The organism is Bacillus sp. JCM 19034, assembly GCF_001310635.1.
Lineage (GTDB): Bacteria > Bacillota > Bacilli > Bacillales > Bacillaceae_D > Halalkalibacter.
In genome coordinates, this window is sequence record NZ_BAXR01000027.1 from 15,516 (window position 1) to 41,135 (window position 25,620).

At 38.3% G+C, this 25,620-nt stretch carries 43 protein-coding genes and 1 pseudogene; 6 read left to right on the plus strand and 38 right to left on the minus strand.

All coding sequences use genetic code 11. The annotated features are described in order from the left end of the window. Positions 1-29: 29 nt before the first annotated feature. From JCM19034_RS19205 to JCM19034_RS19360, 38 genes and pseudogenes are all read right to left on the minus strand, one after another. Complete coding sequence (locus JCM19034_RS19205; protein ID WP_062052350.1) at positions 30-491, minus strand: phage tail tube protein; 462 nt, start codon at positions 489-491, stop codon at positions 30-32. Continuing rightward, complete coding sequence (locus tag JCM19034_RS19210) at positions 484-882, minus strand: minor capsid protein (protein ID WP_062052408.1); 399 nt, start codon at positions 880-882, stop codon at positions 484-486. Before JCM19034_RS19210 ends, JCM19034_RS19205 begins: the two co-directional genes overlap by 8 nt. Further along, entirely contained in the window at positions 882-1,205 is a 324-nt protein-coding gene (locus JCM19034_RS19215) for a minor capsid protein (RefSeq protein WP_062052352.1), read from the minus strand. Before JCM19034_RS19215 ends, JCM19034_RS19210 begins: the two co-directional genes overlap by 1 nt. Beyond that, positions 1,205-1,540, minus strand: a complete 336-nt coding sequence (locus JCM19034_RS19220; RefSeq protein WP_231687052.1) for a putative minor capsid protein — start codon at positions 1,538-1,540, stop codon at positions 1,205-1,207. The genes JCM19034_RS19215 and JCM19034_RS19220 overlap by 1 nt, the downstream gene beginning before the upstream one ends. Continuing rightward, positions 1,540-1,947, minus strand: coding sequence for a hypothetical protein (locus JCM19034_RS19225; protein WP_062052356.1), 408 nt, complete (start codon positions 1,945-1,947; stop codon positions 1,540-1,542). Before JCM19034_RS19225 ends, JCM19034_RS19220 begins: the two co-directional genes overlap by 1 nt. A 2-nt stretch (positions 1,948-1,949) precedes the next feature. After that, positions 1,950-2,096: a putative Ig domain-containing protein gene (locus JCM19034_RS22475; protein ID WP_197276459.1), complete on the minus strand. Its 147-nt coding sequence runs from the start codon at positions 2,094-2,096 to the stop codon at positions 1,950-1,952. Then, the gene (locus JCM19034_RS22480; RefSeq protein WP_062052358.1) at positions 2,087-2,422 is read right to left on the minus strand and encodes a hypothetical protein; all 336 of its coding nucleotides are present in this window, start codon (positions 2,420-2,422) and stop codon (positions 2,087-2,089) included. Before JCM19034_RS22480 ends, JCM19034_RS22475 begins: the two co-directional genes overlap by 10 nt. 75 nt (positions 2,423-2,497) lie before the next feature. After that, complete coding sequence (locus JCM19034_RS19235; protein ID WP_197276460.1) at positions 2,498-3,433, minus strand: phage capsid protein; 936 nt, start codon at positions 3,431-3,433, stop codon at positions 2,498-2,500. A gap of 19 nt (positions 3,434-3,452) precedes the next feature. Then, the gene (locus JCM19034_RS19240) at positions 3,453-4,022 is read right to left on the minus strand and encodes a phage scaffolding protein (RefSeq protein ID WP_062052360.1); all 570 of its coding nucleotides are present in this window, start codon (positions 4,020-4,022) and stop codon (positions 3,453-3,455) included. A 106-nt stretch (positions 4,023-4,128) separates the two neighbouring features. Next, a complete protein-coding gene (locus JCM19034_RS19245; protein ID WP_062052362.1) occupies positions 4,129-4,704 on the minus strand; it encodes a hypothetical protein in 576 nt (191 codons plus the stop codon). A gap of 50 nt (positions 4,705-4,754) precedes the next feature. Next, the gene (locus JCM19034_RS19250; RefSeq protein WP_269431735.1) at positions 4,755-5,663 is read right to left on the minus strand and encodes a phage minor capsid protein; all 909 of its coding nucleotides are present in this window, start codon (positions 5,661-5,663) and stop codon (positions 4,755-4,757) included. Then, a complete protein-coding gene (locus tag JCM19034_RS24335; RefSeq protein WP_269431736.1) occupies positions 5,660-5,929 on the minus strand; it encodes a phage minor capsid protein in 270 nt (89 codons plus the stop codon). Before JCM19034_RS24335 ends, JCM19034_RS19250 begins: the two co-directional genes overlap by 4 nt. A gap of 4 nt (positions 5,930-5,933) precedes the next feature. Continuing rightward, positions 5,934-7,424, minus strand: a complete 1,491-nt coding sequence (locus JCM19034_RS19255) for a phage portal protein (protein ID WP_062052364.1) — start codon at positions 7,422-7,424, stop codon at positions 5,934-5,936. A gap of 13 nt (positions 7,425-7,437) precedes the next feature. Further along, a pseudogene (locus tag JCM19034_RS19260) lies at positions 7,438-8,735 on the minus strand (PBSX family phage terminase large subunit). After that, positions 8,674-9,645, minus strand: coding sequence for a phage terminase small subunit (gene terS / locus JCM19034_RS19265; RefSeq protein WP_082394257.1), 972 nt, complete (start codon positions 9,643-9,645; stop codon positions 8,674-8,676). Before terS ends, JCM19034_RS19260 begins: the two are co-directional and overlap by 62 nt. A gap of 46 nt (positions 9,646-9,691) precedes the next feature. Continuing rightward, the gene (locus JCM19034_RS19270; RefSeq protein WP_062052366.1) at positions 9,692-9,931 is read right to left on the minus strand and encodes a hypothetical protein; all 240 of its coding nucleotides are present in this window, start codon (positions 9,929-9,931) and stop codon (positions 9,692-9,694) included. Between the two features lie 137 nt (positions 9,932-10,068). Continuing rightward, positions 10,069-11,355, minus strand: coding sequence for a site-specific DNA-methyltransferase (locus tag JCM19034_RS19275; RefSeq protein WP_062052368.1), 1,287 nt, complete (start codon positions 11,353-11,355; stop codon positions 10,069-10,071). 402 nt (positions 11,356-11,757) lie between these two features. Next, the gene (locus JCM19034_RS19280; RefSeq protein ID WP_062052370.1) at positions 11,758-12,165 is read right to left on the minus strand and encodes an ArpU family phage packaging/lysis transcriptional regulator; all 408 of its coding nucleotides are present in this window, start codon (positions 12,163-12,165) and stop codon (positions 11,758-11,760) included. Positions 12,166-12,277: 112 nt separating this feature from the next. After that, positions 12,278-13,036 carry a Panacea domain-containing protein gene (locus tag JCM19034_RS19285; RefSeq protein ID WP_062052373.1) on the minus strand — a complete coding sequence of 253 codons (759 nt, stop codon included), beginning with the start codon at positions 13,034-13,036 and terminating at the stop codon, positions 12,278-12,280. A 1-nt stretch (position 13,037) separates the two neighbouring features. Further along, on the minus strand, positions 13,038-13,763 hold the full coding sequence (locus JCM19034_RS19290) for a hypothetical protein (protein WP_062052375.1): 726 nt from the start codon (positions 13,761-13,763) through the stop codon (positions 13,038-13,040). Next, positions 13,763-13,963, minus strand: a complete 201-nt coding sequence (locus tag JCM19034_RS19295; RefSeq protein WP_062052377.1) for an XtrA/YqaO family protein — start codon at positions 13,961-13,963, stop codon at positions 13,763-13,765. The genes JCM19034_RS19290 and JCM19034_RS19295 overlap by 1 nt, the downstream gene beginning before the upstream one ends. A gap of 73 nt (positions 13,964-14,036) precedes the next feature. Beyond that, positions 14,037-14,795 carry a phage antirepressor KilAC domain-containing protein gene (locus tag JCM19034_RS19300; RefSeq protein WP_062052380.1) on the minus strand — a complete coding sequence of 253 codons (759 nt, stop codon included), beginning with the start codon at positions 14,793-14,795 and terminating at the stop codon, positions 14,037-14,039. A 92-nt stretch (positions 14,796-14,887) separates the two neighbouring features. Beyond that, positions 14,888-15,415, minus strand: a complete 528-nt coding sequence (locus tag JCM19034_RS19305; protein ID WP_062052382.1) for a Holliday junction resolvase RecU — start codon at positions 15,413-15,415, stop codon at positions 14,888-14,890. Positions 15,416-15,433: 18 nt separating this feature from the next. After that, positions 15,434-16,210, minus strand: a complete 777-nt coding sequence (locus JCM19034_RS19310) for a DNA cytosine methyltransferase (protein ID WP_062052384.1) — start codon at positions 16,208-16,210, stop codon at positions 15,434-15,436. Beyond that, positions 16,210-16,803, minus strand: coding sequence for a DUF6011 domain-containing protein (locus JCM19034_RS19315; RefSeq protein WP_062052386.1), 594 nt, complete (start codon positions 16,801-16,803; stop codon positions 16,210-16,212). The genes JCM19034_RS19310 and JCM19034_RS19315 overlap by 1 nt, the downstream gene beginning before the upstream one ends. Next, the gene (locus tag JCM19034_RS22045; RefSeq protein ID WP_156324068.1) at positions 16,787-16,954 is read right to left on the minus strand and encodes a hypothetical protein; all 168 of its coding nucleotides are present in this window, start codon (positions 16,952-16,954) and stop codon (positions 16,787-16,789) included. The genes JCM19034_RS19315 and JCM19034_RS22045 overlap by 17 nt, the downstream gene beginning before the upstream one ends. Continuing rightward, on the minus strand, positions 16,951-17,331 hold the full coding sequence (locus JCM19034_RS19320; protein WP_062052388.1) for a hypothetical protein: 381 nt from the start codon (positions 17,329-17,331) through the stop codon (positions 16,951-16,953). Before JCM19034_RS19320 ends, JCM19034_RS22045 begins: the two co-directional genes overlap by 4 nt. Beyond that, positions 17,301-17,969 carry a helix-turn-helix domain-containing protein gene (locus JCM19034_RS19325; RefSeq protein WP_062052390.1) on the minus strand — a complete coding sequence of 223 codons (669 nt, stop codon included), beginning with the start codon at positions 17,967-17,969 and terminating at the stop codon, positions 17,301-17,303. The genes JCM19034_RS19320 and JCM19034_RS19325 overlap by 31 nt, the downstream gene beginning before the upstream one ends. 22 nt (positions 17,970-17,991) lie before the next feature. Next, complete coding sequence (locus JCM19034_RS22485; RefSeq protein ID WP_197276462.1) at positions 17,992-18,183, minus strand: hypothetical protein; 192 nt, start codon at positions 18,181-18,183, stop codon at positions 17,992-17,994. A 137-nt stretch (positions 18,184-18,320) separates the two neighbouring features. After that, complete coding sequence (locus JCM19034_RS19335) at positions 18,321-19,142, minus strand: hypothetical protein (RefSeq protein WP_062052393.1); 822 nt, start codon at positions 19,140-19,142, stop codon at positions 18,321-18,323. An 86-nt stretch (positions 19,143-19,228) separates the two neighbouring features. After that, positions 19,229-19,570, minus strand: a complete 342-nt coding sequence (locus tag JCM19034_RS19340) for a hypothetical protein (protein WP_062052395.1) — start codon at positions 19,568-19,570, stop codon at positions 19,229-19,231. Next, positions 19,570-19,728 (minus strand): hypothetical protein, encoded by a 159-nt coding sequence (locus JCM19034_RS22490; RefSeq protein WP_197276461.1) that lies wholly within the window; start codon positions 19,726-19,728, stop codon positions 19,570-19,572. Before JCM19034_RS22490 ends, JCM19034_RS19340 begins: the two co-directional genes overlap by 1 nt. Positions 19,729-19,942: 214 nt before the next feature. Then, a complete protein-coding gene (locus JCM19034_RS19345) occupies positions 19,943-20,317 on the minus strand; it encodes a hypothetical protein (RefSeq protein ID WP_062052397.1) in 375 nt (124 codons plus the stop codon). Positions 20,318-20,336: 19 nt separating this feature from the next. Next, entirely contained in the window at positions 20,337-20,609 is a 273-nt protein-coding gene (locus JCM19034_RS19350; protein ID WP_082394261.1) for a helix-turn-helix domain-containing protein, read from the minus strand. Positions 20,610-20,698: 89 nt separating this feature from the next. Continuing rightward, complete coding sequence (locus JCM19034_RS19355) at positions 20,699-20,956, minus strand: hypothetical protein (RefSeq protein ID WP_156324069.1); 258 nt, start codon at positions 20,954-20,956, stop codon at positions 20,699-20,701. A gap of 25 nt (positions 20,957-20,981) precedes the next feature. Beyond that, on the minus strand, positions 20,982-21,152 hold the full coding sequence (locus JCM19034_RS22050; protein ID WP_156324070.1) for a hypothetical protein: 171 nt from the start codon (positions 21,150-21,152) through the stop codon (positions 20,982-20,984). A 224-nt stretch (positions 21,153-21,376) separates the two neighbouring features. Further along, the gene (locus JCM19034_RS22055) at positions 21,377-21,541 is read right to left on the minus strand and encodes a hypothetical protein (RefSeq protein WP_156324071.1); all 165 of its coding nucleotides are present in this window, start codon (positions 21,539-21,541) and stop codon (positions 21,377-21,379) included. A gap of 20 nt (positions 21,542-21,561) precedes the next feature. Continuing rightward, entirely contained in the window at positions 21,562-21,795 is a 234-nt protein-coding gene (locus JCM19034_RS19360; protein WP_062052400.1) for a helix-turn-helix transcriptional regulator, read from the minus strand. Between the two features lie 163 nt (positions 21,796-21,958). Between JCM19034_RS19360 and JCM19034_RS19365 the strand changes: the two genes are divergently transcribed. From JCM19034_RS19365 to JCM19034_RS23665, 6 genes are all read left to right on the plus strand, one after another. Further along, the gene (locus JCM19034_RS19365) at positions 21,959-22,321 is read left to right on the plus strand and encodes a helix-turn-helix domain-containing protein (RefSeq protein WP_062052402.1); all 363 of its coding nucleotides are present in this window, start codon (positions 21,959-21,961) and stop codon (positions 22,319-22,321) included. Positions 22,322-22,323: 2 nt separating this feature from the next. Then, positions 22,324-22,896: a hypothetical protein gene (locus JCM19034_RS19370; RefSeq protein WP_062052404.1), complete on the plus strand. Its 573-nt coding sequence runs from the start codon at positions 22,324-22,326 to the stop codon at positions 22,894-22,896. A 92-nt stretch (positions 22,897-22,988) separates the two neighbouring features. Next, on the plus strand, positions 22,989-23,537 hold the full coding sequence (locus JCM19034_RS19375) for an ImmA/IrrE family metallo-endopeptidase (protein WP_231687053.1): 549 nt from the start codon (positions 22,989-22,991) through the stop codon (positions 23,535-23,537). After that, the gene (locus tag JCM19034_RS19380) at positions 23,515-23,874 is read left to right on the plus strand and encodes a hypothetical protein (protein ID WP_062052406.1); all 360 of its coding nucleotides are present in this window, start codon (positions 23,515-23,517) and stop codon (positions 23,872-23,874) included. The genes JCM19034_RS19375 and JCM19034_RS19380 overlap by 23 nt, the downstream gene beginning before the upstream one ends. Before the next feature lie 26 nt (positions 23,875-23,900). Then, entirely contained in the window at positions 23,901-24,599 is a 699-nt protein-coding gene (locus tag JCM19034_RS23660) for a recombinase family protein (RefSeq protein ID WP_231687054.1), read from the plus strand. Continuing rightward, complete coding sequence (locus JCM19034_RS23665; protein WP_231687055.1) at positions 24,568-25,440, plus strand: recombinase family protein; 873 nt, start codon at positions 24,568-24,570, stop codon at positions 25,438-25,440. The genes JCM19034_RS23660 and JCM19034_RS23665 overlap by 32 nt, the downstream gene beginning before the upstream one ends. The last annotated feature ends 180 nt before the right edge of the window (positions 25,441-25,620 follow it).

The window sequence follows — 25,620 nt, forward strand, 5'->3', positions numbered from 1 at the left end:
AAGTGTGGTACCAACAACAGATGGGGGATTTACTCCCCCGATAAGTCAGTTTCATTCGGGATAGTATCAAATCTGATATTGCAGCTAAATGTTTCATAAGCACTTGCATCACCAGCACCTGCGACAATCGACGAAACAGTAGCTCGTCCGACCCATTCCTTTTTTCCATTAGCTGACACAACTTTGTGCCAAATTTTCCGTCCTTCACCAGTTTTATATTTTAACGAAGCAATTAACGCCTGTGCAGGATCATCTGGATCATAAAACCCTTCTGGAGTGTAGGCTCCTGCAACAGAAGTAACGTCCGTTTCAGGGGTCCCATCCCCATCATAGAATGCTGTATTTTCTGTTTCTTCTTGCGTATCGTCACCTATAGAAGAAATATACTTCGCTAACTCTAACCACTCATTTCCAGGCTCTTTTTGACCCGGCTCATAAGCTTGTACAAAATGCCTCGTAATGCGTTTTTTTGTCTTGGCATGATTATTCACTCTCCTTAAATACTGTTATTTTTGCTTGCACATTCAATAAAAAAACAAACCATCCTTGATCATCAGCGTTATTGATGAATGGTTTGTTGGTTATGATTAATTCATCAAATTCAAAGCTACCATCAGCACTTTCTATCTCTGATAATCCTTCTAACTCATTTTGAATAGCCCACAATGATTGATGTATCTTGCTTTGGGTTTTAGATTTCATGGCTATTTCATAATTTAACTGTTGATCAGTGGTGCCATCCATGTACTCTGCGGTTACTCGAGAGCCTGGTAATGGATACAGCACAAGAGATTCTTCAGTGCCTAGATAGCCTAATTTACTAACGATCGGCAACTGATCAATCGCATTGATTTTGTCATTAAGTCTTTCTATAAAATCCATCACCAACCGGCTCCCCTCTTATATGCATTTATCCAATCTCTTATGAATAGTGGCTTAGCTTTCATATCCCAACGTGGCCCCGTTCCAGGTGTAGTGTAATTATACATATGCATATAAAACAATACGCCTGCATACTTTGCGTGATAATTAATACTCGATCCATCAGTTGCAATAGTCATTTGTTGTCTCAAATTCCCCTCTTTAAAGGGGATGAACGGATTCATGTCTGCTGCAGCTTGATTCGCAAGATCTCTTTGCCCTTGTAGCTGTGCCTGTGAACTCAACTTTTGACGGGCACCTTGTAAATTAATGTCTAATCGCATCAGACCACTTCCAACTCGTATGAGTAAATAACCTTTTCATATGCCTCATAGATCGGTATCACCTTTGTCACAACATGATCTTTGCCATCGAACTGCAATACTGATTGAGTTTTAAACTCCGGAAGTGGAGTAGTAATTCCCTCATAGCAAAAAACAACCGCGTTATAAAGTAGTTGCTTACCGGATGCGTTAGAACTATAAGTTGCACCACGATCAATACGACAATGATCAATTATTACAGGAGGAGCATATTCGGGTTCTGACCAACTATTTCCGCCTTTATACTCTAGGTATATAAAGCGATCAATGCAAAAATCCTTAGGTGGCTTTGGCATTACCATGACCTCACCCCACTATACAAAAGTCCTGTGCCCTCCAAGTAAATATAGACATCCTCAGCAAGTAGAGGCTTACTTTCGTTTGCACCAGACGGATTATATCGGCTGGCATTAGATACAACCGTTCGTCCTGCCTGGAACGTCTGTGGTGAGTTATTAATAGAATCAAAGGTTGTTGCTCCCAAATCATTAAAATATTCAATTTGAGTGCATAAGCCACGTTTAAATTGACGTACACGCCACTTATTATCCTTGTCGATATCATGTCGATGATAAAAATGACTTGTAACATTGTCTAATACAGCTGAAGCTTTAGGGAGTAAATTTTTAAACTCGTCCTCTTTTACTCCTGTAGTCCCTTCTGTCAATTCCACAAATTCTTTAAATGTTAGATAAGCCATCATGATCAACCTTCTTCATCTGGATCAGGTTCCGTAAGTGTCAGTGTATGCTGATCCGTCTTACCTCCGTCATCTGTTGTCACGGTTGTAGTATATTGACCAGCAGGCACATCATCTGTCCATGAAATTAAACCACTTTCACTTACAGACAATCCCTCTGTTTGAGGAGCAATGGAATACGATACTTTTTATCTGTCGCATCATCTGGCTCTACAGTAGCTGTCAATTGACGACTTCCAGCAGTTCCTGCTTCTGCACTAGATGTCTTAGGCGACACCGTTACACCTGTCACGGAGATTGGCAAAGTAGTAAATGCAGGAATATCCACCTTATCACTTTCGTTCTCTCCATCCACTTTCACAGCTTGATATTCTCCTGCAGCAACACTCGTATTTGGATCTAAACCAGTAATAGCCAAGGGAGATGCCCCCTCAGCTACTACATCATCACCTTTATAAATTCTAAATGTGTTAGCCAATGTAATTGCTCCTTTCTCTATGTTAAATCGATGACTGCCCCGTCAGTCGTTGGTGTGACATTATCAATAACGGGGTCAGTTAGTTTCCCTGACCACCAAAAACCACCTTAGCAACTGCTTTTTTGTTGTCATCCAAAATGAATTCTCCGGCTTTACCTGCACCTTGCAATGCCACACCATCAAAGCTCTCTGATTCAATCGTGCGAGCTGTATTAATCCCCGTAAAGGCTTTTCCAATTCCAGTGATATAAGCATAAGCCACTTCATTTTCTTGCAACATTGCATCAGGGATTTTTCAATAGCAAAATCTTTAAAGGTTATGATTCTGTTTTGATCAATGTTTGCTGAAGATGATTTTGCACTTGTTGTAAGTGGATGGTCTACAATAGCGTTATACAATTTCGCATTTACTTTAGCCACTTTTGTTCCGATAGCTTCAATGTTTGTGTAATACTCATCCAGTGTGTTAAATAGTTCAAGCACTGGGTCATTTTCGTATCCTGACAAGGTTTCAGTGCGTGCAGCCGTACTTGAAATAAACTTACTGTGCTGAGCATTGAACTTCTTGATTTTAGCTTGAGCCTGCAAATCCAAACGATCAGCTACTGCAGCCTGAAAATCGTTATTAACCGTGTGACGGTCAATACCTTCGTGGTACACCCATTCCCAAGTATAAGGAACTGGCGTGTCTTGGTAGATGATCTCAGTACGCGGACCAAAGCGTGTGCTGTTACCTGTACCGGATCCAAAGGCAGTGTCCGGATCTTTGTTGTACTCGGTACCCACAACCACCGGAATATCACTTGTCTTGACATAAAACGCTGTGTCGTTGTGCTGCACACCATCCAGTGCTTCAATTTCCCCGCCGAAAAAATCACGGAAATAAGCTTGCGTACGGAAAACAGCTTGAAGTAACTGCTTGAATTGCTTTTGATAACTACGGGCTGCTTTGTTTTGGTTTGCTGTACCCTCAGCAAAATACTGTAAATTTAAACGCATTTTCTTTTTCATTTCTCATTACCTCTTTCTTTTAATTATCGTATTTAGCCAATTTCGCAGCGAACGGATCGTTTTCAGGAGGTTTACTCCCGCCGTTCGGATTACCGGGTGGAACAATTTGGGGAGAACTTTGGCTTTCTTCTGAATCGAATAGATACGGATCACTTTCTTTTAAACTATCAAGCTGACTATCTAAACCTTTTAACACATCGCCATCAAGTTTAATAGTATCCATATCCAACAAAGCCTTTATTGCTTTCGTATTCTTGACTTTAGCACCAGACAAAGTATTTTCTAACTTGTGGTCAAACGCTTGTTGTTCTAACTTCTTTTCTAACTCTGTCTTTGTTGTTTCATTCTCGCTTTTCAAACGGTCAATCTCGGCAGTTAACTCCTCATTGTCCTTTACCTTTTCGCCCAAATCAGCAAGCTGCGTATCACGGTCAGCGATTTGTTGCTTATAATCGTTAATCTGGCTTTCTAGGCCGTCTACTTTGTCAGCTTTCTCCTTGAACGTGTTAACTACTTTCCCGTGACTTGCCATAACCTTATCAATCTGTTCATCTGTTAAACCTAAAGATTTCAATTCTTCTCTATTCATTTGAGCCTCCTACATTTGTTGACGCAGTATAGTCTGCGATGGATTAGCTATTTAACGCATAGCTACGATTTTAATGGCATAACAAAAAGACCTTTTTATGTCGTGTCTAGGACATGGTTTTTAAGCAGGCTATCAATTCTTCTTGCTTTTTTATCAATTTACCGTGTAAAGAATCAATTTTAGTTGTTAATTCTATTGCTATAATTGAAATGTTGGTATGGTCCCGTATTGGAATTAAATCTAAGATTCTGTGAACCTCCATTCGAAATTCTTCGCACTCCTCTATATCGCTTCTTTTAAAATCACATATTTTCATTGTAGACCCTAATGAAATCAATTCACTAGACAAGTTTATAGCAATATCAGATAATTTCTGACTGTTTTCTTGAAACTTTTCTGTATCCTTTAATATACTATTTACATCAAGTAAAGCATTCGGTAGATGGATTAAAAACTTTATAGCCTTCCTACACTCAGTTAATTGTATATTTATCAAATTAAGACTTCTTTCATGATCTACTATACCTTTTCGTTGTTTCTCGTGATGTCTTTCTGATTCTTTCACTTGATGTTTAGCAATCCTTAATGCAAATAAACCTCCAATTATAGCCCCTAGGATAGTTGCCCAAAAATTGTGACTTCTTATTAGAGATAAAAGCCAATTTAAAAGTTCGTCGTCCATTTTACCACTCCTCTCTTAACTTACATTGTATAGAAAAGAATTAAACAAATCTATTTACTATAACTAAAATCTTCTAATAAATTTCTTAAAGGTGTGTACACTTTCTCACGACCATAATTCCTGCTTAAATAATCACCATTCTCTTCAAGGTGTTTCCTCATTGCTGCTTGCCTACGTCTTACCATCATGCTCCAGTGAGCCACATTCTTACTTCCTAGCTCTTCGGCAATCATAAGGTTCTTCTTATACTTCACAATCTCCCTTTCGATTCGTCGCTGTGTATCCCTAGCTTTTGCAACTCTTTCGTTTAATTCCTTGTCGTAATGCGGTTGATTATTCGTGTTGACACCTGGAATAAATGGTATATGCAAATGCCTGCAATTTGCTCCTCTATGACCACCAGCTGTGCCGTACTCTGCTTTCCAATATTGATCGTAAATACTTTTGTATTCGCTAGCCTCCGGTATTTCACTAGGGAGTCTTAAATCCACAACATGGCCTTGGATGATTGAACATTGGTCCCTCGCCCCGGCAAGGCTAGTTACAACGACCGTATATACGCCATAATCAGCCATACGCTCCGTTCTAACCTCATTGAAGGTGTTTCCTAGTGTTGACTTCAAAACGGTGCGTGTGTAGCCTTCTATGCTTAGAGAGCGACCTCTATTGTTAGTGAAAGTAGATTTAATCCCTTTTTGAGCCATTTCGATGATTGCCTTTTCGACGGATTCCTCAAACGTATAAATACCTGTATTAAATAGAGCAGACGTACGATTTAACACATTTTGATATGCGATTGCAGCTGTCCCTCTGCTGTAGTTAGAAGTTACCAGTGATTGATTGACATAATTATCAATATCGCTCCATGCTTGGTTATAGTAGCCCCTCATGATGTCGTCCAAGTTGTTAGGCACTGGCTTAGTTGGATAGGGCATAAATTGATCTATGTCTTGGATCATCCTTTGCCAGCTTCCTCAAACATTCTTCTGACTTCCGGCTCTGCTATTGCTGTCACTTCTGATAGATGCCGAACCACATCGTTATTAAACAATCGCAACTCTGCTAACTTTTGAGCTTGCCAATATGTGATATCTTTAGAACCACCTTTCAAGCGTTTGATAAGGATTCTAATAATTTCACCCTCGAGACTGTTATAGAGTTCAGACATATTGCTGGACCACAAATCTAATTGAATAGGTGTGATTCGAGGACGCTTAGGATCCATTCAATCACTCCCTATCACCATATAACTCATCTTCATCAACATTAGCAGGATCCATCTCTAATTCTTCTTGTCTTATGAGATTAACCCAGTCTTTTGCAGTCTCCTCAGATACACCAAACATCCTCTGAATAGCCTCAATTTTCGGCATTAACTTAAATGTCGTAGCTTTACCGTAATACTTCAACTTACTGTCCTGGCTTTCAAAAACCCCATCATCAAAATCGATAATAGGCTTTATATCTCTTGGCATTGGGTGAATCTTATAAGCAGCTGCAAGCTCAAAAATCGTTGTTACGAGCTCCTTAATAGCTTCACCAACAATTAACACATTGTCAGAACGAGTGGAAAATGTCTCAGAGTTTTCCGAGATGATTTCCGTTGCCGTTTTAACAGAGTGGCCATCAAAACTGAAAGTACCTGCACTAAAACCGGTCTGTAATTCGATCGTTCTTAAAATGAAGTTAATGCTTTCAATAAACTCCTTCGCTCTCAGAGAAGGTACAAATTCATCGATAAAAGGCTCGTCCGTTTTAAATTTTTGAAAAACAGATGTCTTTGTGTCAAACCGTTTTATCGGCCTTCCTTTTTCGTCAAATCGGACTTTGAAAAAGTGATCAGAAGCGATTATTTTCCGTTTAGCTTCTTCGATCTCCCACATGAACTGGTCATACTTATCATTTATGTCCTTAATCTGTCTTTTAGAGTTATCTATAATCCCTAAACTAAGTGGACTGTTTAAATTGATGTTGTTCTTTCCAGCAAGCTTGATGTATATAAACAAAGGCCTGCTAAAGTTTTTCATGTGTACTTCTGCTTCGAGATTTTCATATTTTTTTAAGGAGTTTAAAGAAACCTCAATACCAACTTCATCTTTCCGTTCAGAACGGTATAGTTCATTTCGTATCCAATATTCGTTTTTACGCCATTCATGAAATTCAAGTAAGGTGTAGTATACTTCCTTCTTGCCTTCTGTCTCCCTTGTGACTGTAACAATGGCAGCTTCACTTACATCATTAGTGTTTGATTGCAAAGGAAAAAATGAATCAGCCTGACAATAAGAAATTTTTATTTGATTAGACCCTGTATCAACATAAGGTCTTAGCACTAACCCACCTATCGCATAACCAGCTTCTAGCTGCTCCCCGAAATTCTTCCGGAATTTGTTATGAGTGAATACATTTTGCAGAAAATCATTGTCCGTTTCTTTTTCCACTTCTATTGTGCAACCTTCGTTAAATACCAATTTAGCTAGTTTCTTCGAGATAACTTTACTCACATTGAGCGAATGATAAGGACGTTCTACAATGTCTCCCTCACTGTTTAGATACTCAACATCATCGAAGATACTTCGATAAATCTGTTTATTTTCTTCAATTCGTACATACTCTTCCTGCGTTACAGCAATTTTAGGATGATCTGTTATCTTATTTAAGCTTTGTACCATGCCGATTTTTGCGCCCCCTTTCCGAAAGAAATTTTTGATTCTCTCAAACATTCCCTCACCTCTTTCACACTAGGTATGTTTTTGTGAAATAGTTAACGCCATAACGTAATTCGTCACATGCGTGATTATACTTATCTACAGGCATTCCAGTATCATTTCTGACGTACATCCCAATCTCTTTGATCAAGTTGTAATGATCGTACTCACCTTCTATGTCCAATAAAAAAGAACTCCTTTAGAGAAGGCGTTCTGTACTCTTTCAATACCTACTTCAATTTTCAAACCATTACTAGATATCTTATCTCTGCTGTTGTTATCTGCTTTGTCAGTCAAAATGCCTAACAAATGAAGCTCTTCTCTCAAAGACTTACAAGCCGGATCCACAAAGAAATGATTCCAACGGGGGAAATCCCATTTGCTATAACACCACTCTACAAATAGTTTGATTTCCTTCGCATAGACAGACATGGCTTTAACTTGCCCCGATTCTGACCCAGAATGATAGTAATTGGCAAGTCTATAAAGATAATATTTACCCTCATGAAAGGACACCGCCCAAAATGCACAAGTTGTAGCATCCCCTTGACCACCATCAGCAGTAAAGAATGTTTCAATTACTCTGCCTTCGATCGTCTTTACTAAATGCATATCTTGATTAAACATAGCGTAAATAACGCCTTCTGGCATGACACGTTTTCCAAACCAATCTCGATCAAGTAAGTATTCACTTGATGAAAGCTCTTCGTATAATTCCTTTTTCCTTTCTTCTGTGAGTGCTGGGTTGTCATTAGGTGTCCAATGCCTAAATAAATAACGTCCTGACTTAATAAACCTGTCCAACTCTTCAAGGTTCGGATGGTTAGGAGCTGGTGGGTTTTGCTCTCCCAAGTGATAACGCCACTTGGCAGCAAAGGTACGTCTGAATGATTCCTTAATAAAATCCTTGTGCAAAAGGTTAAATTCTAGAAACGTAACGGATCCCAGCGACATACCCGTAATAGCACCTACGCTATTCGCTTTCCCTCCGCCCTTGTAATAGATCTTTTTCTCACCGTTTGGAGTATATATTAACAAGTGGTCGCCGTGTTCGTCGTGTCTTATATCAGAACACCCGGCAAAAATATGCATCAGTCCTAACCCGTCACCATCCATAAACATACGGAAGGCCTGCTCCTGGTTGTAGGCAGACACTAAATGGTTTTGGTCCGGTGTACGCAAATAAAAATAGGCCATTTTAAAAGCATCGGAAGTAGTTTTTCCGGAACGTGGAGTGCCTTCATTCAACTCAAATGTAATTCCATCAACTACTTGGTTTATGTTCTGAATCTGCTTTTCGCTGAACTTCAGCCGTGCCACTGCCATCACCCCCAGCCTTGACATCTAATAGGGCCTTAAGCAGTTCGTTGACTTTGCCACTTGAAGTTAGTTTTTCCGCTTTATTTATTGCAATTTCAGCTTCAGCTTCAACCTTGGCAACTTCAACTTTCATCTTATCCATACTCAGCTGCAGCTGCTCAAGCTTATGTTGCTCAAAAACACTCCCAATTTCATGTTTAAGCTTGATTGCTGCCTGCTTCCTCCCTTGGATACGTGTGAGTGCTTCCTCTAATTTTAAAACATCATCAATTTTCCGGTAGGTCGTTTCCTCTTCTTCCGTTACTACCAACTGGTCTTGCTTTGCTGTCTTAATTTCAAACTTGCCAGTTCGATCATTAAACGATTCTACTGGCACCTTCACGGAAATTCGCTCCTTTAATATTCGCTTTTCTGTCTCCGTTAATCCTGAGAGGATACTTCGTATCCGCTCCATCATTCGCCTTTCACGGATGGACAAGACCCGAATATTCTCATCAATTTGACCAACTGGAGAAGTATCAATTACTCCAAACATTATTTGCTCTTCTTCAGTCAGCGTGTCAAAAAGGATCGATTCATACTCCCCTGTAACAAGAGCGTTCTTATTGCCAATAGGAGCAGCTCCACCACTATTCCCTACTGCGTTCTTATTGCCGGGCGGCGGCCCTCCTTTGTTACCCTCAGCATTCTTATTCCCGTTTGGAGCTCCTGTTCTGCCTCGTTTAGGAGCGCTCCTTTTCAGTTTAGGAGCGCTCCCTTTCAATTCATCTTCCCAGTTATCTTGTGCCTTCCATTTCCGGATGGTCGAGCTAGTCACTCCAAGATAGGAAGCAATATCCTTTAATTTTGCTTCCCCTTTGGACTTCAGCCACGCTTCCTTGGCTTCTTCGCGTCGGGGATCTCTTGGTCTTGGCATCTACATCATCACCAACCCCCATAAATTGGATTGAGTTGTGTTTGTTTCAGAAATCGTCTCGCTGCAACTCAAGGTCGAGTTCGATGAGTTTTTTCAAGTCGTCTACAGAATCAATTTTGATATGGCCACTTTGAAAATCTTTTACCCATCGACTAATACCAGCATTAACGATTTTCCTATATTTCTCCTTTGCTTCATCTATCGCTTCTACCTGGGCAACCTCATATTGAAGCAACAAGTTTTCTCTATCTTCCTCTTTCACAGAACATTTGTTTGCGTTTTTCATTGCCTTCTACCCGACCTTTCACCTATAATGAAAGCGAGATAGCGAGTTTATCAGAAACCGTGCACGGTGTGTCGCTATCTCAGCCGGGTTACCGGCGTTGTGAAGGGAGGGAGGTGTACCAGCACCCCCTCTTTTATTTATACTTGCTCGATTAATTTAGGCTTAATACCCGTCAACTGCTCAAATCTCAACTTAATGGCATCACAAAAATATGGGTCTAATTCTAATAATCCGCACGTTCTTCCTAGTTGATGACTGGCAATTAGTGTTGAACCACTCCCTCCAAAGAGGTCAATTACATAATCCCCCTTTACGCTGCTGTTCTTTATAGGGATTTCTAACAGCTCTAGCGGCTTCTGTGTTGGATGTACGTATTTACTCACGTCTCCCCGACTAACTTCCCAAACCGTAGTAGGTTCAGGTTCTTCTTCTAACAATCCCGTTCTCCAAATTGTTGCTTGCTTCCGATCGCCATACCAGTTTGGTGAATTACCTTTTTTAAAACCGTAGAATACCGGCTCATGCTGCCATCGATACTGGCTCCAGCCAAATGATGGTGCATTTTTCACCCAAATACATTGACTACGAACCACAATACCAGCTGCATTCATGGCGTTTTCAAATTCTCGTTGAAAAGAAGATGAATGGAATACATAAATGGCCGCTTCCTTATCCATGATTGCTGCATAGTTTGCAAAAATGGCATTCAAAAAACCTGCAAATTCTTCTGCAGGCATGTGATCATTCATAATGGTATTATGGCCATCAGAATTAAGACGTTCGGAGTCGCTCTTAACTGCAACATTGTAAGGCGGGTCCGTAACAATTAGGTTAGCGTGTCTCACTCTCATGAGTTTCTGTACATCATTTTTTTTGGTTGCGTCTCCACACACAAGTAGATGATCACCCAACTGCCAAACTTGCCCGTACTCGGTCTCCGTTTCTCTTTGACAGAGGTCTTCCAACGTTCTTTCAACGTCGAAATTATCTTCCTCCACAAAAGCCTCCTCCGTGTCTGCTGGTGTCGCTGACAGGATTTCTTCGATATCTTCTTCGTTGAAACCGGTTAATGACATCTCGAAGTCCGCATCGTTTAGCTCCAAAAGCAGCGTTTCAAGTTTTTCTTTGTCCCAATCACCACTAATTTTATTTAGAGCTAAGTTCAGTGCTTTTTCTCTATCCAGATCTAGATCGACTACAGACACCTCGATATGCTTCGGCTGCTCCTCCATCAAAACTTTGAACCGTTGATGTCCGCCTACAAGGTTACCAGTCCGCTCATTCCACACTAACGGTTCGACATAGCCAAACGTTTCGATTGACTGTTTGAGCTTTTCGTATTCTGAATTTCCTGGCTGTAGATCAACTCTTGGATTATATGGAGCTGGGTTTATTTTAGTAACAGGTATAGACAAAATATTCATACTACACTTCCCCTTTCTATATAATGCACAAAAAGAGAGCTTCCTCGTAAGTCAGCCCTTTTTTCATTCATTATTTCATTAATCAGTGCCATCTGTTACCGCCTCCAGGAGAAAGTCAAAACGTCAAGATGGCTTATTAATAATGATATTGGATGGAGCTTTTAATACCATCCTGCCCGCGCACCAATCAGACGCGACTTGCGCTAAGCTCCAATCATGTCTCCTAGTTAAGACTGCATGATTATCAACGCTATTCTGATCAATCCCGGTACGCCATTGATACTGGAGATAGGCGTGTCTCCTTTGTATAAATAGCTTAACGTGGAACCAAAACAAAAAAGGTACCCATTTTGGTACCCTTTTTGTTCGATTATTGTCCGGAATTTCTCCAATAATTGTCCGCTATATAATTCCAAGTGCTGTTGCTAAACGGAAGATCGCTGACCGTTTTTTTTCGTAAAATTTCCCCTTTTTTATACCTAACTCCAAGTAAATAGCTATGTCATTTATCTCATCCGGAGACAGGTATTTTTTTTCAATTATTAACCTCTCAGCAGAGTCAAGGCTGACTTGAATAGCACGTTCCATCTGCTTAACCCTAAGCTCGTCCTCTTTTTCAATTTCTTTTATGCCGTTTGCACTGCGAAGTGAAGGAAATAGCGATACGCCTTGTTTTTGCTGTTCATGTTTGTTCTGTATTTTCACTTTAAGAGCTCTGTACTTCCTCAATTCTTCTATAACAGCTTTTTGCACAGCCTTATCGTTAATCTCATGTATTGCCGGGATAAATGATAATTGTCTAGCTTCCATTATCGATCACCCTTTCTTTTAAAGTTGATGCTTTGCCTTTTGCAAATAAAAAAAGACACCAATTGACTACGATTAATTCGTAATCAATAAGTGTCCTCCAGTTGGCTGGTAGTTAAATTTTCAATAATGAAGAATTTGAAGATTTTATTATTAAATCATCAGTTATTTCTCGGTTTTCCCCCGGTCTAAAAACCTGTGACCATGGTCCATCGGGAACATGAGTAAGATCAACAAGTTTGCTCGCTGAAAAGTCTTTATATTTATTTAATACTTCAGTTATGCATTTTAATGCTAGCAACCCGTGTTCAGATGAATAAATTTTCATAAAAGAAGGTTTAACTGCAATATCCGATGATGAAATTTCAAATACATCGTCTTCCACATAGTCAATTGGGTTTCGACCATGATGCCTAAACTTAAAAAATACATTCTCTACAACTGGACCATATTTAAATGCAACAATTTTGTCATCAAATAACTTTTCTCCAGTTCTAGTAAGGAATTCTGTATAGCTAAAATATATAAGCTTTTGTAATTTTAAATGGCTACAAGGGAGATGAGCTAAGATATACTTGGCTACATCATATGCTGTTAGTCTTTTATCAGTGCTTGCCATTTTTACAAAATGCTCAACATCCTTAGTTACTATAACATCTTTAAAAAAGCTATCTTTGTTTGCTACCGAACTCCAATCTAAGGAATCTGTAGAAAGTTTATGGATCCCAATTTGAATATCACCACAACATTTTTTGAAAATACTATAAAATTCTTGTATCTTCTCTTTATCAAGGTTGTTTTCAGCAGCATAATGCCAACCTATCCGAGCACCCGATTTGTAATGACTTAGAATAGCGATAAAATGTAACGCCATATTAACTCCCCCTTTCATGTTCAGTATCACTTTTATGGATTTTTGCCCATTTTGTGTACTCTTGCTTGTATCTCTCATGAGACTCATCATTCATTTTAAAGTCATCTTTATTCCAAATTTGCAGTTCCCAAGGGAAATACTTGTTCGAATCTCCATGGAAATATATATGGGTTGCTTTATAACCACCTTTAAATTGTCTAGTATGCTTAATATTTATTCTAAATTCTTTTAGTGAATCTTTAATATCAGTAAACATTTTCTCAAACAATATACAATTATGGTCAAATCCTTCAATAACTATTCTTAAACCAAACAAATCATTAAGACATTTATTGATTGCATATTTCCCTTTTCCTTCTTTGCCAAACCTATAATGAATAATCTTATTCATTATTGAACTGGGTTCTTTAATACGTGAACGAAGATCATATTTAGTATAATTGTATTCTAAATCAAGAGAAGCCGTCAATGCATATAAATCAGAAGTGTATGTTATTATTTGCCTGAGGAACTTAGAATCAAAAGTATTGATTCTAAGTTCATTATTTATATTAAATATATGTCTTATTTGCCTTTGATTCAAATTTAATAGATCTGACTTACCAGATACCCATTTTTTTGAAAACCCTAAGTGCTCTTCACTAATGGTGTCTATAATATTTTGTATATCATCATAATAGCAAAAAGGTGGAATGTCTATCCTACCACCTAATTCTTTTTCTGTCACTAAAACTCCTCCCCCTCATCAAACTTTACTCTTTTCACCTTCCCTTGATGAGTCACCACTTTTGTCTCTCCATGAGAAGGCAACTCTGTCAATCTAGCACGACCACCAGACACAACTATTACAAACGGCTTGTCTATTTTACAAATATCTACTTCTATTTTACCAGAGTTAGGATTAATTTCTACATTTTTCAGTCTCATGCCGATTCCCCCTCGGATATGATATAATAAGTATTACCAGTACTTAGTCATTCCGAGAGGAATGGCTTTTTTATTATCCTGACATTAACTCCTGGTCCATCATCGCAACTACACCTCTCTTTTCGAGCACTCTATGGATAAACAACCTTCCCTTTTGTGTCCAGTGTGTATTCATTTTTACATCTGGCGTCCCGTCAGAGCGCTCGATATCCACCGTATAGGATTTTGTGTATCCTTTATCGTGGTAACCAGATTTCAGTACCCATTGTCCTCTTACCTTGTACTGTATACCTTCCTCTTTTAAAATCCGATTTAGTGCTGTTGCTGACATACCATAGTCTTTAGCAATTTGAGTAGTGGTGACTGTATTTTTTGATTTAAGAATTTCGTCAACATAATTGGCTTTCTCTTCGTAAATTGCTGCACGTTGTTCAAGCAGCTGCACCTTTTTCTGTTCCTCAATCCACAACTCTGCTCTCTTGATCGGATCCTCAACCATATATGAAGGAGTTTCGATGGTGTATGATCCTGTCTTGCGAATCGAAGGTAGAACATCTCGCTTAATCCAACGTTTAAACTCCTTTGCTTCTTTCTTTCGACTAGACAAAATCAATTCATACAGTCCACTTTCATCAACAATATTTACCGATCCTTGACGCCCTATGTTGAACATAGACCGTTCATCTTCCTCTAAACGCTGGATAGCTTGAGTTACATTTTTTATTTCGAGGACTTTACAGACGTCACTGGCCACAAACCATACTTTTTTGTCAATCACAACAGTACGAACTTGCTGATCCTCATAATCAAAAACCTTTTGCAGTTGAATCATCATTTTCACTCCTTCATTATGGCTCGTTTTTTTTGATAAAAGCTCTTCTACCTCGCACGGATCCAGTTAATAGATAACAACTTTAGATGCTCTCATTGATTGATCACCTTCTCCAACTCCAACTTATTAACCACTGCAAGATAATCTAAAAGCACGCCCCTGCCTCGATTAACTTCGTATGCATAAATATCTAGATCGTCTAGCGGAATGCTTTTGCGTCCTCCTTTTTTGGCTTTAACCATGTAATGGCGGAACGTTTCAACAGGTAGAAGAAATACACGATGTACTGGCCGTATCTCAATCAAAAGGAAGGCGATAGCACCATTCTTATGTGCCTGCTCCAGGTAATCGTATTGGTGCTTAGAAAGCATAGATAGCGGGAAACGTTTTTCACCCGTTGTTTTTGCCTCAAATACGATTGGCTTGCTCTCATAGATGCCGTCATAATCAACTGTTGATTTCTCTTCAAAGTAACCGCTTAACACACGCGTTCCTTTCGATTTAAGCACCTTAACAGGAGTTGGCCTTTTGTTGATTATGGCCATTCCTTTGTTAGAATATTGCTGATTCGTGACATTGATTAAATGCTCAAACGCCATACCGCGATTTCCGTGCCCCATCAATATCCCCTCCATTTTTTAATGAATTTCTATATCAACAATTGTCTTTAATAATGGGTAAATCTGTTGTGGAATAACCGCATTTCCTAATGCTCTAAGTCTGTCCACCCCTTCGGAAAGCCCATCATCGTTTCGTAAAACTCTGCCGCTTGGATTGGCGAGTAATTCTGCGCCTGCAAAAAGTATATTAATCTCTTTGTCCCAACTCCCCGATTCGTTTTTGGGATGAACAGATATTTGTTCAAACTTTCTAGAACCGTTTTTTTTGCTGTTTTTGTCCAAACCTCTCCATCGCTTGCAAAAGGAGTGGGCCACAACGAAGGTCCGCTTTCGTTCGTGCATGGCTTCGACAGCACAAGCTGGTATAACAAACGCCCTCCCTTTGTAACCGATGCTCTCCAAGTCAAAAAGCGTGCGGTCGAGTTCCATATTGACGAAGTTAGCAACGTTTTCTCCAACAACCCAAGTGGGTCTGATTTCTTCGATGATCCTAAACATTTCTGGCCAGAGATCGCGGTCATCTTCCTTGCCTTTTCGCTTCCCGGCAATACTGTAAGGTTGGCAAGGGAATCCTCCGGTAATAAGCTCAATTGCTCCAACGTCTACACCCCTGTCATTTAGAGTTTGTTTATTTAAAGTCCTTACATCATCAAAAATCGGTACATCAGGCCAATGTTTCCTTAAAACTTTTTGACAGAATTTATCCCTTTCACAAAATGCAATAGTTTCTATTCCAGCCCATTCTGCAGCAAGGGATATTCCACCAATCCCTGCAAAAAGTTCAATGCTTTTCATTAAACAGCAATTCCCTTCTTATCACTTGTAAGCTCGTCCATAAAATTTTCATCATTTTGTGATTCAAGCAGACTTATTAGTTCAGGTTGTTCATGTTCTTTTTTCCAACACTCTGGACCATACCCACGCATTTGGCTTTCTCTGGATCTCAAAGGTCGATTACAACGTGAGCAAGTAGTATGCATTTGTCCATCAGCTTGTACCACGTCTTTTTTTAAAAGCTCGTCAACCGATTGATATGATTCCCACTCAATACCCTGTTCTTCTAAAATCGCTATGCAAATAGCCATTGCTAATGAATCATCTTCTATTTCCACCAAGAGGTAACGCTCTCTTTCATTCTCTTCCCATATCTCGCACCTATGCGACCCATCAGATGACCTAGTTAGCGTATAATCATCAAAATACTCAAGCAATTTAATGGCTCTATTCAAGTCGCTTGTCGGTTTAAAATGATGCATCTTCGTCACATACTTACCGTTCTCGTTATACCAATTAACTGCAGAGACTTTGCCAGTCGAAGTAATATTGCTCCAACCTAGAATCTGCGTGGCAATCAAGGTATCAATAATTTTGTTATGTTTGTGATTCAAAACACCCATCCACCTTTCTCAACATATCTTGCAATTCTGTTAGAGTTAATGTCGCAAGTTCATTACGCTCATATCCCCGAGCGTTCGCTAAATGCTCAATTAGCTCTTCTCTTTTCGCTACTATAGCCGATCTCAGCAAACCTTGATTCATGTCATCACTCCTTCTTTTTTCATCCTGTTCCGTTCAGCAAGCAATTCTTCAAAGCTCTTTTCCGGCTTTACAGTTTCGGCTCTTGATTTAACAGGATTTTGTCCTTTTTCCTGCTCCTCGATAAGCCACTTTGGTAAAGTGTCTCTTCTTGTATTTTTGAATTTACGATTTTGATTAAATCTAGCAATTGGTTTGGTTTGCTTTTTAGGATTTTGAACATTCTTTTTTGCTTCAAGGCGAGCTACATTCTCATGATGGCGATCAATTATGTAAGGCTCGCAGTAAGAAAAAGAATTAATTCTTTGACCTGGTCTTTTCGTTTTTTCATAATCTGAAAAACAAGCCTCTAACAGCTTAATAGCTTCAACGATTGGCACTTCGGATAACACTCGCTGAATGGATTGATAATCATCAGCTTAAGATTTAACCCACTCGCTCGTAATTCAATATATCGATTAGCAAGCTTGTCCACGTCATCTTCAGGAGTTTGTGGTATTTCTGCATCAAGAACAACATCTTGACGATCGTCACGCAATGGACCGGGGAACGACACCCCGCCACTTTCTCCATTTTCAGATACCCTATTATTTTTAGTATTAGTAATTTGTAATATCTCTGTAGTATCTTTATTAGATCCGACATTTTTGTCTGTTTGATCCGACATTTTTGTCTGTTCAGTATCAGAACCGACATTTTTGTCTGATCTGTACTTTTTAGAATTTTTTACTGTAAAAATTAATCCATAAGGTGCTCTCGTTATGCGAAGATAACCTTCATCACTAAGCCTTTTAATCCACCTCTCAACGGTCTTGACATTAACATCAAACAGAGCGGCGATTTCCGTTGTCTTATGAGGTTTATTGCCCAAGACAATGCCCCACGTTTCACCGTCACGTTCAATTTCTTTAGTTGTAGAACTTATACACCAGAGGAATAACCATATGGCATTTCCCATCCGTTTATAATGCTCAGCTGTCAAAAGACCGCTATAGGTGTTGAACGGAAAACTAGACATTGTCTCACCTCTTTCAAATAGACTACAAGTGGATAACCAATTGATCTTGTTTTTCCCTATGCACCAAATGCAGTTCGCTAGCTAATGATTTAACTACTAACCACTCGTTAGAATTAAGTGCGTTCTGCTCCATTAACAGCTTTTGACGCTTAGTAGGTCGTTTTCCTTGTTTCATAGCAAAAATGCCCTCCTTTTTCTCGCAGATCGCTGTCATGCCTTCTATTTTTATAAGAGATAGCTCGGGATAACTTTTTGACACGTATCCCAAGACATATCCCTTAAACATCTCTGCACGATTCTCATAACCCTCAGTCAACCAAATGAAGTCGTGAGGTATTTGCACCTTATAAATCATTTATCAAACGGAAGATCATCATCTGAGATATCAAAAGATTCTGTTGCTGCAAATGGATCTTCAAACTCTTCCTTTTTCTCCGGTGGTTCAGGTTGACTTTGATCTTCTTTTTGCTTTTGTTTCTCATGATTCTTTGCTGCATCAAACATTAGTTGTATAGCCTTCTTATATGATTCATCGGTCTTTTCCGCATTAAGCATCCATTCAAGATACCCTTTGTTAGTTTTAAAGATTTCTTTAAGCGTTTTCCCTTTATGTTTTCCAAATGTGACCTTCATCTTAGCTGCATCTTCAGCAGTCATCGTTTCAAGGTTCTCTGCCTGGAAGTATTCCTTCATGTCCTCTATGTCTTGAGTGAAAATTTCGGAGAGACTAGCAAGGGTTAACGTAGCATCCACTTGAGCACGCTTCTTCGCCATTTTTAGACAAGTATTTGCTAACGTATATGGATCCTGTTTAATATACTTAGTCTCCTTTGTATTGCAATGACCAACACCTTCAGTTATTTTGGTTCCATTACGAGAGATCGTACATAGAATAGTAAATGCAAAGAAACCTTTTTCGTAATCCTGAATACGCTCTGTAACCTCGTATTCACTCGTAACCCCAAAAAGCATTTGCACCTTTTCAGCACCTGGCTTATACATAGTTGGTTTATTTGTTCCAGGAATAACTCCATAATCGTGACCTTCTTTTAACGTGCTTTGAATAAGTGCTTGTAATTGCGAAATCTTGGTTAATGTTTGTTGAATACTATCTAGATCTACCGTATCGATGATTGAAATTGACTGATTATCCCTTACTTGTAATTCGTTCATGATTACCTCCTAATTGATTAACTTGATTTTTTTGGAGGATTACCTATACTGAAATAAAGGGTTTTGTATAAGTAATCCACGGATCATCAGACGGCATTCTGGTGATCTTTTTTGCTTGGAACTTTGAAATACTCAAACACCTCGTTCCAATCCTTGAACGTAAAGTAACAACCAAATCCATGACCATCATCCACTCTTACTTCGTGACCACCGGCTATTAGCAACGTCTCTAAATGCATGATGTCGCTAGTGATATATTCCGGATGTAACTGTTCGTGTACTCTTACTTTTCTGATCCTGATTTTCCCTAAGTATTCCGCTTGGCTACCAGCAGGTAGATCAAACTCGGTGATGAATTCTTCATTGTTTTCCCTGTATCGCAACGGTTTGATTACCTCTAACGGATCGCCTGGCTGTAATCTTTGCATCACACGTCCTCCTTTCGATACACAACTAGTACTTGTCCAATACCACTAAACTTAAAGTCAAGTACTTCTACATCAGCATTTTGTTCTAGCCACTCATTCATCTGATCGAAGTTAAAACATGCGTGTACCGCCAAATTTCCAGCAATTTCATTAATCAATTGAAAGCCTCCTATTCTTTTATCAAAGAGCAAAGATTTGGTGCCAGCTGCACCGAGAGAGCCATGACGTTGTGAGAGAGATATAAAATAGGAGGTAGATAAATTAACGTCAGTTGGGATGGACATGAATCGTCATGACTCTCTCGGCAAAGCTAGCGGCTTGCCGAATCAACTCAAAGTTGATAAACTACTTACATAAAGTTATTTATTCGGTTTAAGAAGCGTGAACTGTTACCGCAGTTTGCGCTTTTTCTATTTTTTCAATCGATGGTCCATATTCTCGTTGAAATGCGATAAGTCTCATAGAAATGGTGTGAGCAAGGTTGTACATCAACTTTTTCTCCGTCTTTTTGGATTCGATCCCGTACAACGTATGTAGCATCAATGCTTTATTCATCAGAGATCGCGTAATTTGCTTCATTTCCATCCCGTCTAGATCTGCATTTGCTCCATGATCGATCACCTTGTTCAAGCTAATTTCAGTCAATTTCTTAACCTTCTCTGGCTTACCTTTCATGCTCAAACGCAACGTATCTATCACCAGCTGCACTTCCGCACGGTTAAATCCTTCTAACGCTTTAATTTTCAATTTCCATCGCCTCCAATTTTTAAAATGAAAATAAGTAAATCCAACTAATTAACGACAAACTCGATAACAAATGCATGAGTGCTCCTATATCGACACCACATATAATCGCTGCTGCTATCTCTGGTGCGTTCGTTACTTGGAACCACCTAATTAAATCGCCTGCTTTCAGTTCCAGTTTGTCATTTTCCAATCGGGAGACTGCACTACGAGATAAAAACATCTTTTCTGCTAATTCTTCTTGGCTTAACTCAGCGTTCAACCTCACTTTCTTAAGTATTGATCCAAACTGCATCTTTCTTCCTCACCTCCTCCATGTGCAGATATTGCACATAACTTGCAAGGCATTAACAACAAAATGTCTAGTTAACTAGTAAAATTGAGTTAAGGTTGATCCTTTGCGGTTGCAATGTTTGAAACTGCCGTCACTAAACTATGTGCAACCGGATCACCTTGCTTGACAGCTTCGTCAAACCATTCCTGAATTTGATCAGGTGACATATTAACAAGAGAAGAGTGAATCGTGACAATTGTGTTGCCAATCTTGATAGTTTTGGATTCCACAGCATTCGCCCCCTTTGGGACATCTATATGCTGTAGATTGAGTGGGACAGCCCTTGCGTTTTGTAACATGTTTAACATTCACCTCCTTCCCGGGAATAGAATCTTAAATCTTGAGTATTTCTGCCATAGCTGCAACTGTGGCAGAATCTCTCTCTTCAATTGTTTGCTCAAGGTGCTGCAACACAATTTTTTGAGCCTTAACAATATTTTCTTGTTGTTCTTTTTGTAGAGATAATATCTCTTTTCTAGAATCTTGTTCACGTGATTGAGTCATTGGTTTCACCTCCTTCTCGGAGTTAAATGGCGTTTTATTTTTATTTCCACCTTTTTCTAGTAAACTGATACTAGAAAGGGGGTGTTACACGTGTCCTTAACAGATAAAGAAATTGCATTAGAATTAACGAAGTCCTATATTGAGCATTTAAATGAAAGAGTAAAAAACAAATCATCTGGTTCTCATACGAATGTAGAAAATATCTCCAAAACATTTAAATATTTTTACTCAACTGTAGAAAATTGCGGTAAATCAGCTGACAAAGAATAATGATCTAACTCAGAGTGAAGAAGGTTAATAACTTTGGCGAGTTCTTCTTCACTCCACCCTTCTGACTCAACAAAATTCACTAATTCAATAGATTTAATAAGGGTATCTTTTAAAATCATCCTTTCACCTCCTTCCAGGGTTAGATGGCTTTTTTACTTTGAGTTTCATGACACGATTCGTGACATTCCTGTTCAAAAAAAATTGTCCATTCAAAGTCAAGAACCGTACCTATTTTTTTAGCAACAGCCACGCTTGGATTTCTCAAACCTTGTTCAATTGAAGCATATGTGGTTCTTGCTATTCCAGCTTTGTCGGCTACATCTTCTTGTGTGAATTTTAGATCAGTTCTTTTTTGAAGTAACCATTTTCTCATTTCTTCACCTTCTTTGACGCGTTTTGTGTACTTCTTGAAATTATGATAATACACATAACGCGTAAAGTCAATGATAAATTACACTTTTTGTGTCATTTATTTAATTACGCTAATTGTGTAGCTATAATTGAGTTATAATGTGATCCTAGAAAGGAAAATAAGTATGTTAAGTAAACGATTGTCTAGTTTGCGTAAAAGCAAAAAATTAACTCAAGCAGAACAAGCCAAAGTTTTAGGCATTGCTAGAACTACATATGCAATGTACGAACAAGGAAATAGAGAACCTGATTATGACACCTTAACAAAAATAGCAAATTATTTCGGAGTTTCAACAGACTACCTACTTGGTCTAACAGACAAGCCGAACACAGACGACCGCGATCCTAAAACAGAAATAGCGAAAAAAATAGCAACCGAATTCCCTGACATTGATCTTATGTTTCATGATTTAGAATCACTGTCAGCAGAGGATTTGAAAGAAGTTTATGAGTATATAAAATTTAAGAAGAACCAAAAGGAGAAGTAATATTGAAGAAACTATCTATTATGCTATTGATGTTTACTTTTTTATTTGGTTGTAGTAATGATAACTCAACAACCAATAATGTTGAGGAAATAAGTGAGGACAATAATACACCTGAAGAAACTGATGATCTTGTAACTGAAGAGCAAGAACCAGATGAAATTGACGAAGTAACTGAGTTTGTTAAAAGGTTCAATGAATTAGCTTCATTATCAGACGAAGTAAATGAAATTACTGACTCAAATGAAATTGATGAAACTGGAGCACGAATGTTATATGCATCTAATAACTACGGAGTGATAGCAATCTATAATGAGGAAAAGATTTTAGATAACTATTCTGTCGTTTTTTCTAAAGAAGAACCTTACCAAGATTTACAAGGGGTCGCTCTTAATACTGCACTTCATATCGGATCTATACTTGACCTAGACTTAAATAAATTCGCAGAAGAATTTGAAAACTCTCTATCAAAAGATTTTCATTCATACTTTGAAGACGACTTTTTAATTGCCTTTTTTAATCATAAAATAAGTGGCCAATCAGACTTTGGGATGGTTGTAGAATTCTCTTTGCCTTAAATGAATTGTTTGGATTTTAATGGTGTACTTAGTACACCTAATAATTTTCCTTTAAAACAGAACATACGTTTCCGATATTGGAGGTTTTGCTGTTGAACACACATCTTGAAGATTACATTTACGAACTTTATAAGTCAATTGGGGTTAAATCCCCTTTGGATTTGGATATGAATCTCATAGCAAAAAAACTAGGAGTTGAAATCACTTATAAAAGAAGAGCTTTTCGACTCAACAATGAAATCGTGATGATGAAAGGTACTCAGATCGAAGAATGGATGATGTTTGGCCATGAAGTGTGTCACTTTTTACGACATAGCGGTCTGCAATTGAATATGCATGATTTATTTAGAAAGCTCCAAGAATACCAAGCCGAGTATTTCGCCTATCATTTTTGCGTACCTACTTTTATGTTAGACGAGCTATCTGATATTACAATTCATCTAATTATGAACACATTCAATGTTAATTATGAATTTGCACTAAGACGGCTGGATATGTATCAACACAAGCTTTATAGATCGAAGAGACGAAAATCATTACAGCCAGGCAAAGTCTATGATTCTACTATAGAAATATTAAATAAGTTGAAAAATCAAGTTGGAGAGGAACGATTAAGCCATGAAATTAAGCGTTTACTATGATGAAATAGATGGTCTATTAAATCCGCAATGGATGCTTATGCTTATCCCTTGTAATACATCTGAGGAGTATATAACTGTTGCTGTTGATGCACCATTTGAACGATTTTGGCCAGAAGACTTCCATGATGCATTATCCGTCACGACAGTTACACAAGCTGCCTTAACGAAAGACCCATTCAATAACAAGCAATTTTCTGTACATATACCAACTGTTTTAAGTGATCTTAAATACCAAAATAAATCTATGGACATTGATTCAATCGATTATTTTTTAGTCCGCTTAGATGATTTAGAGGAGCTTCTTTTGATGAATGTCCGAAGCTTTTTCTCAATATAAATTAAGTATGAAGGCAGGTGTAACTTATGCGTCCAACAGGATTAGATATATTCATATACCTTAGAAAAAGCCGTAAAGATATAGAAAGCGAAAGAAAAGAAGGTGGCGACACTTTAGAGAGGCATAGAAAGCTCTTGCTGGAAGTCGTAAAAAAAGAGAACCATAACCTAGTAAGAGAACCGTACGAAGAAGTCGTATCTGGTGAATATATAATTGAACGTCCTCAAATACAGCAAATGCTGAAAGAAGTGGAGAATGGAGCTGTAGACGCGGTGCTCGTTGTAGATTTAGACAGGCTTGGTCGTGGTGATATGTATGATATGGGATCAATATACAGAGCATTTAGCTATTCCGAGACACTAGTCTTAACACCTACTGACGTCATTGACCCTACTCAAGAAAATTCAGAATTAATGTTTGGCGTTAAAAGTATCGTATCTCGTGAGGAATTAAAAAGTATTAACAAGCGCTTGCAAAATGGAAGAAGAGCAAGTGCAAAAGAAGGGAAATTCATCGGAAAGCAAGCACCATACGGATATCAAATTGATCAGAATTTAAAATTAGTTCCTGATCCGGAGGCAGCTCCAATAGTTAAAATCATTTTTGAAAAAATATCAGAAGGATTAGGAAGGCACAAAGTAGCTAGATATTTAGAAGGAGTTATAAAAGCTAATCCTCCCTCTAAATATCAGTTTGGATCAATCAAGCATTTCTTATATCATTAAAAATGAGGTTTACAAAGGAACGATCATATGGGGAAAAACGAAGCAGTATAAACGAAATGGCAAACGTATAACGAAGAAACTTCCTCGAGAGAAATGGATTATTGTTGAAAATGTACATGAACCTATTGTTTCCGAGGAATTATTTCAAGCAGCAAATAATGCACTTTCTTCGAGATACAGAACGCCAACTGTACAAACACTAAAGCTATCGAATCCAATGGCTACCATATTAAGATGCTCCATTTGCGATCGTGCTCTTAAAGTAACTCATACTAAAGATAGACCAAATAAACAAGTGCGCTGCGAAACAAGAACTTGTGCTCCTTTTCAAAAAGGTGCTCTCCTACCAATTGTTTATGATAAGTTAATAGAATCCTTAGAATCAATTTTAGAATCTATTACTATTGAAGGCGAGTTAATAAAAAAACAAGAAGAAAAATTATCAGTAATCCCAGGTCTCAAACAAACATTAGAGCATGCTGAAAAAGAGTTGAGTGTCCTGGAAAAACAAAAAATGAATTTACATGATTTGCTGGAACAAGGTGTATACGATATTGAAACATTTATGGATAGACAAAACATCATCGTATCGAAGATGAAACAACTGCAGCAAACCATATCTGAAACTATACTGAGTATTGAACGCGAAATGGAAAAAGAGAATCATTACTCTACGTTCCTCCCTCGAGCACGATCAGTCTTAGAAACGATCAAACAAACTGATGATCCTGAACAAGTTAATAAGCTGCTTAAGTCGATCGTAGAGAAAGTCGTTTATACTCGTAAAAAGGAATGGAAAGAGAAAGACAAATTTAAATTAGACATTCATTTAAAAATATAAAAGCCGCATGATGTTATGCGGCCTAAGCAGTCTCTGTTTTTTCTTTTTTCGAAAAATGTAATAATGATTTTAGTACATCTCTCTTCTCTTTAATTAGAAAATACTTGAAACGTTCATCATGAATTTTAGAGTAGGTTTGCATTAACTGTGTACCTGTTGAAGAATTGTATTGATTCACTT

Coding starts and splice junctions, on each gene's coding strand:
- JCM19034_RS19210 (WP_062052408.1), bottom strand. CDS start 882: ATGGATTTTATAGAAAGACTTAATGACAAAATCAATGCGATTGATCAG.
- JCM19034_RS19215 (WP_062052352.1), bottom strand. CDS start 1,205: ATGCGATTAGACATTAATTTACAAGGTGCCCGTCAAAAGTTGAGTTCA.
- JCM19034_RS19220 (WP_231687052.1), bottom strand. CDS start 1,540: ATGCCAAAGCCACCTAAGGATTTTTGCATTGATCGCTTTATATACCTA.
- JCM19034_RS19225 (WP_062052356.1), bottom strand. CDS start 1,947: ATGATGGCTTATCTAACATTTAAAGAATTTGTGGAATTGACAGAAGGG.
- JCM19034_RS19235 (WP_197276460.1), bottom strand. CDS start 3,433: ATGAAAAAGAAAATGCGTTTAAATTTACAGTATTTTGCTGAGGGTACA.
- JCM19034_RS19240 (WP_062052360.1), bottom strand. CDS start 4,022: ATGAATAGAGAAGAATTGAAATCTTTAGGTTTAACAGATGAACAGATT.
- JCM19034_RS19245 (WP_062052362.1), bottom strand. CDS start 4,704: ATGGACGACGAACTTTTAAATTGGCTTTTATCTCTAATAAGAAGTCAC.
- JCM19034_RS19250 (WP_269431735.1), bottom strand. CDS start 5,663: ATGATCCAAGACATAGATCAATTTATGCCCTATCCAACTAAGCCAGTG.
- JCM19034_RS24335 (WP_269431736.1), bottom strand. CDS start 5,929: ATGGATCCTAAGCGTCCTCGAATCACACCTATTCAATTAGATTTGTGG.
- JCM19034_RS19255 (WP_062052364.1), bottom strand. CDS start 7,424: ATGTTTGAGAGAATCAAAAATTTCTTTCGGAAAGGGGGCGCAAAAATC.
- terS (WP_082394257.1), bottom strand. CDS start 9,645: ATGCCAAGACCAAGAGATCCCCGACGCGAAGAAGCCAAGGAAGCGTGG.
- JCM19034_RS19270 (WP_062052366.1), bottom strand. CDS start 9,931: ATGAAAAACGCAAACAAATGTTCTGTGAAAGAGGAAGATAGAGAAAAC.
- JCM19034_RS19275 (WP_062052368.1), bottom strand. CDS start 11,355: ATGAATATTTTGTCTATACCTGTTACTAAAATAAACCCAGCTCCATAT.
- JCM19034_RS19280 (WP_062052370.1), bottom strand. CDS start 12,165: ATGGAAGCTAGACAATTATCATTTATCCCGGCAATACATGAGATTAAC.
- JCM19034_RS19285 (WP_062052373.1), bottom strand. CDS start 13,036: ATGGCGTTACATTTTATCGCTATTCTAAGTCATTACAAATCGGGTGCT.
- JCM19034_RS19295 (WP_062052377.1), bottom strand. CDS start 13,963: ATGAGACTGAAAAATGTAGAAATTAATCCTAACTCTGGTAAAATAGAA.
- JCM19034_RS19300 (WP_062052380.1), bottom strand. CDS start 14,795: ATGATTCAACTGCAAAAGGTTTTTGATTATGAGGATCAGCAAGTTCGT.
- JCM19034_RS19305 (WP_062052382.1), bottom strand. CDS start 15,415: ATGGGGCACGGAAATCGCGGTATGGCGTTTGAGCATTTAATCAATGTC.
- JCM19034_RS19310 (WP_062052384.1), bottom strand. CDS start 16,210: ATGAAAAGCATTGAACTTTTTGCAGGGATTGGTGGAATATCCCTTGCT.
- JCM19034_RS22045 (WP_156324068.1), bottom strand. CDS start 16,954: ATGAATCAAGGTTTGCTGAGATCGGCTATAGTAGCGAAAAGAGAAGAG.
- JCM19034_RS19325 (WP_062052390.1), bottom strand. CDS start 17,969: ATGTCTAGTTTTCCGTTCAACACCTATAGCGGTCTTTTGACAGCTGAG.
- JCM19034_RS22485 (WP_197276462.1), bottom strand. CDS start 18,183: ATGACAGCGATCTGCGAGAAAAAGGAGGGCATTTTTGCTATGAAACAA.
- JCM19034_RS19335 (WP_062052393.1), bottom strand. CDS start 19,142: ATGAACGAATTACAAGTAAGGGATAATCAGTCAATTTCAATCATCGAT.
- JCM19034_RS19340 (WP_062052395.1), bottom strand. CDS start 19,570: ATGCAAAGATTACAGCCAGGCGATCCGTTAGAGGTAATCAAACCGTTG.
- JCM19034_RS19350 (WP_082394261.1), bottom strand. CDS start 20,609: ATGCAGTTTGGATCAATACTTAAGAAAGTGAGGTTGAACGCTGAGTTA.
- JCM19034_RS19355 (WP_156324069.1), bottom strand. CDS start 20,956: ATGTTAAACATGTTACAAAACGCAAGGGCTGTCCCACTCAATCTACAG.
- JCM19034_RS22050 (WP_156324070.1), bottom strand. CDS start 21,152: ATGACTCAATCACGTGAACAAGATTCTAGAAAAGAGATATTATCTCTA.
- JCM19034_RS22055 (WP_156324071.1), bottom strand. CDS start 21,541: ATGATTTTAAAAGATACCCTTATTAAATCTATTGAATTAGTGAATTTT.
- JCM19034_RS19360 (WP_062052400.1), bottom strand. CDS start 21,795: ATGAGAAAATGGTTACTTCAAAAAAGAACTGATCTAAAATTCACACAA.
- JCM19034_RS19365 (WP_062052402.1), top strand. CDS start 21,959: ATGTTAAGTAAACGATTGTCTAGTTTGCGTAAAAGCAAAAAATTAACT.
- JCM19034_RS19380 (WP_062052406.1), top strand. CDS start 23,515: ATGAAATTAAGCGTTTACTATGATGAAATAGATGGTCTATTAAATCCG.
- JCM19034_RS23660 (WP_231687054.1), top strand. CDS start 23,901: ATGCGTCCAACAGGATTAGATATATTCATATACCTTAGAAAAAGCCGT.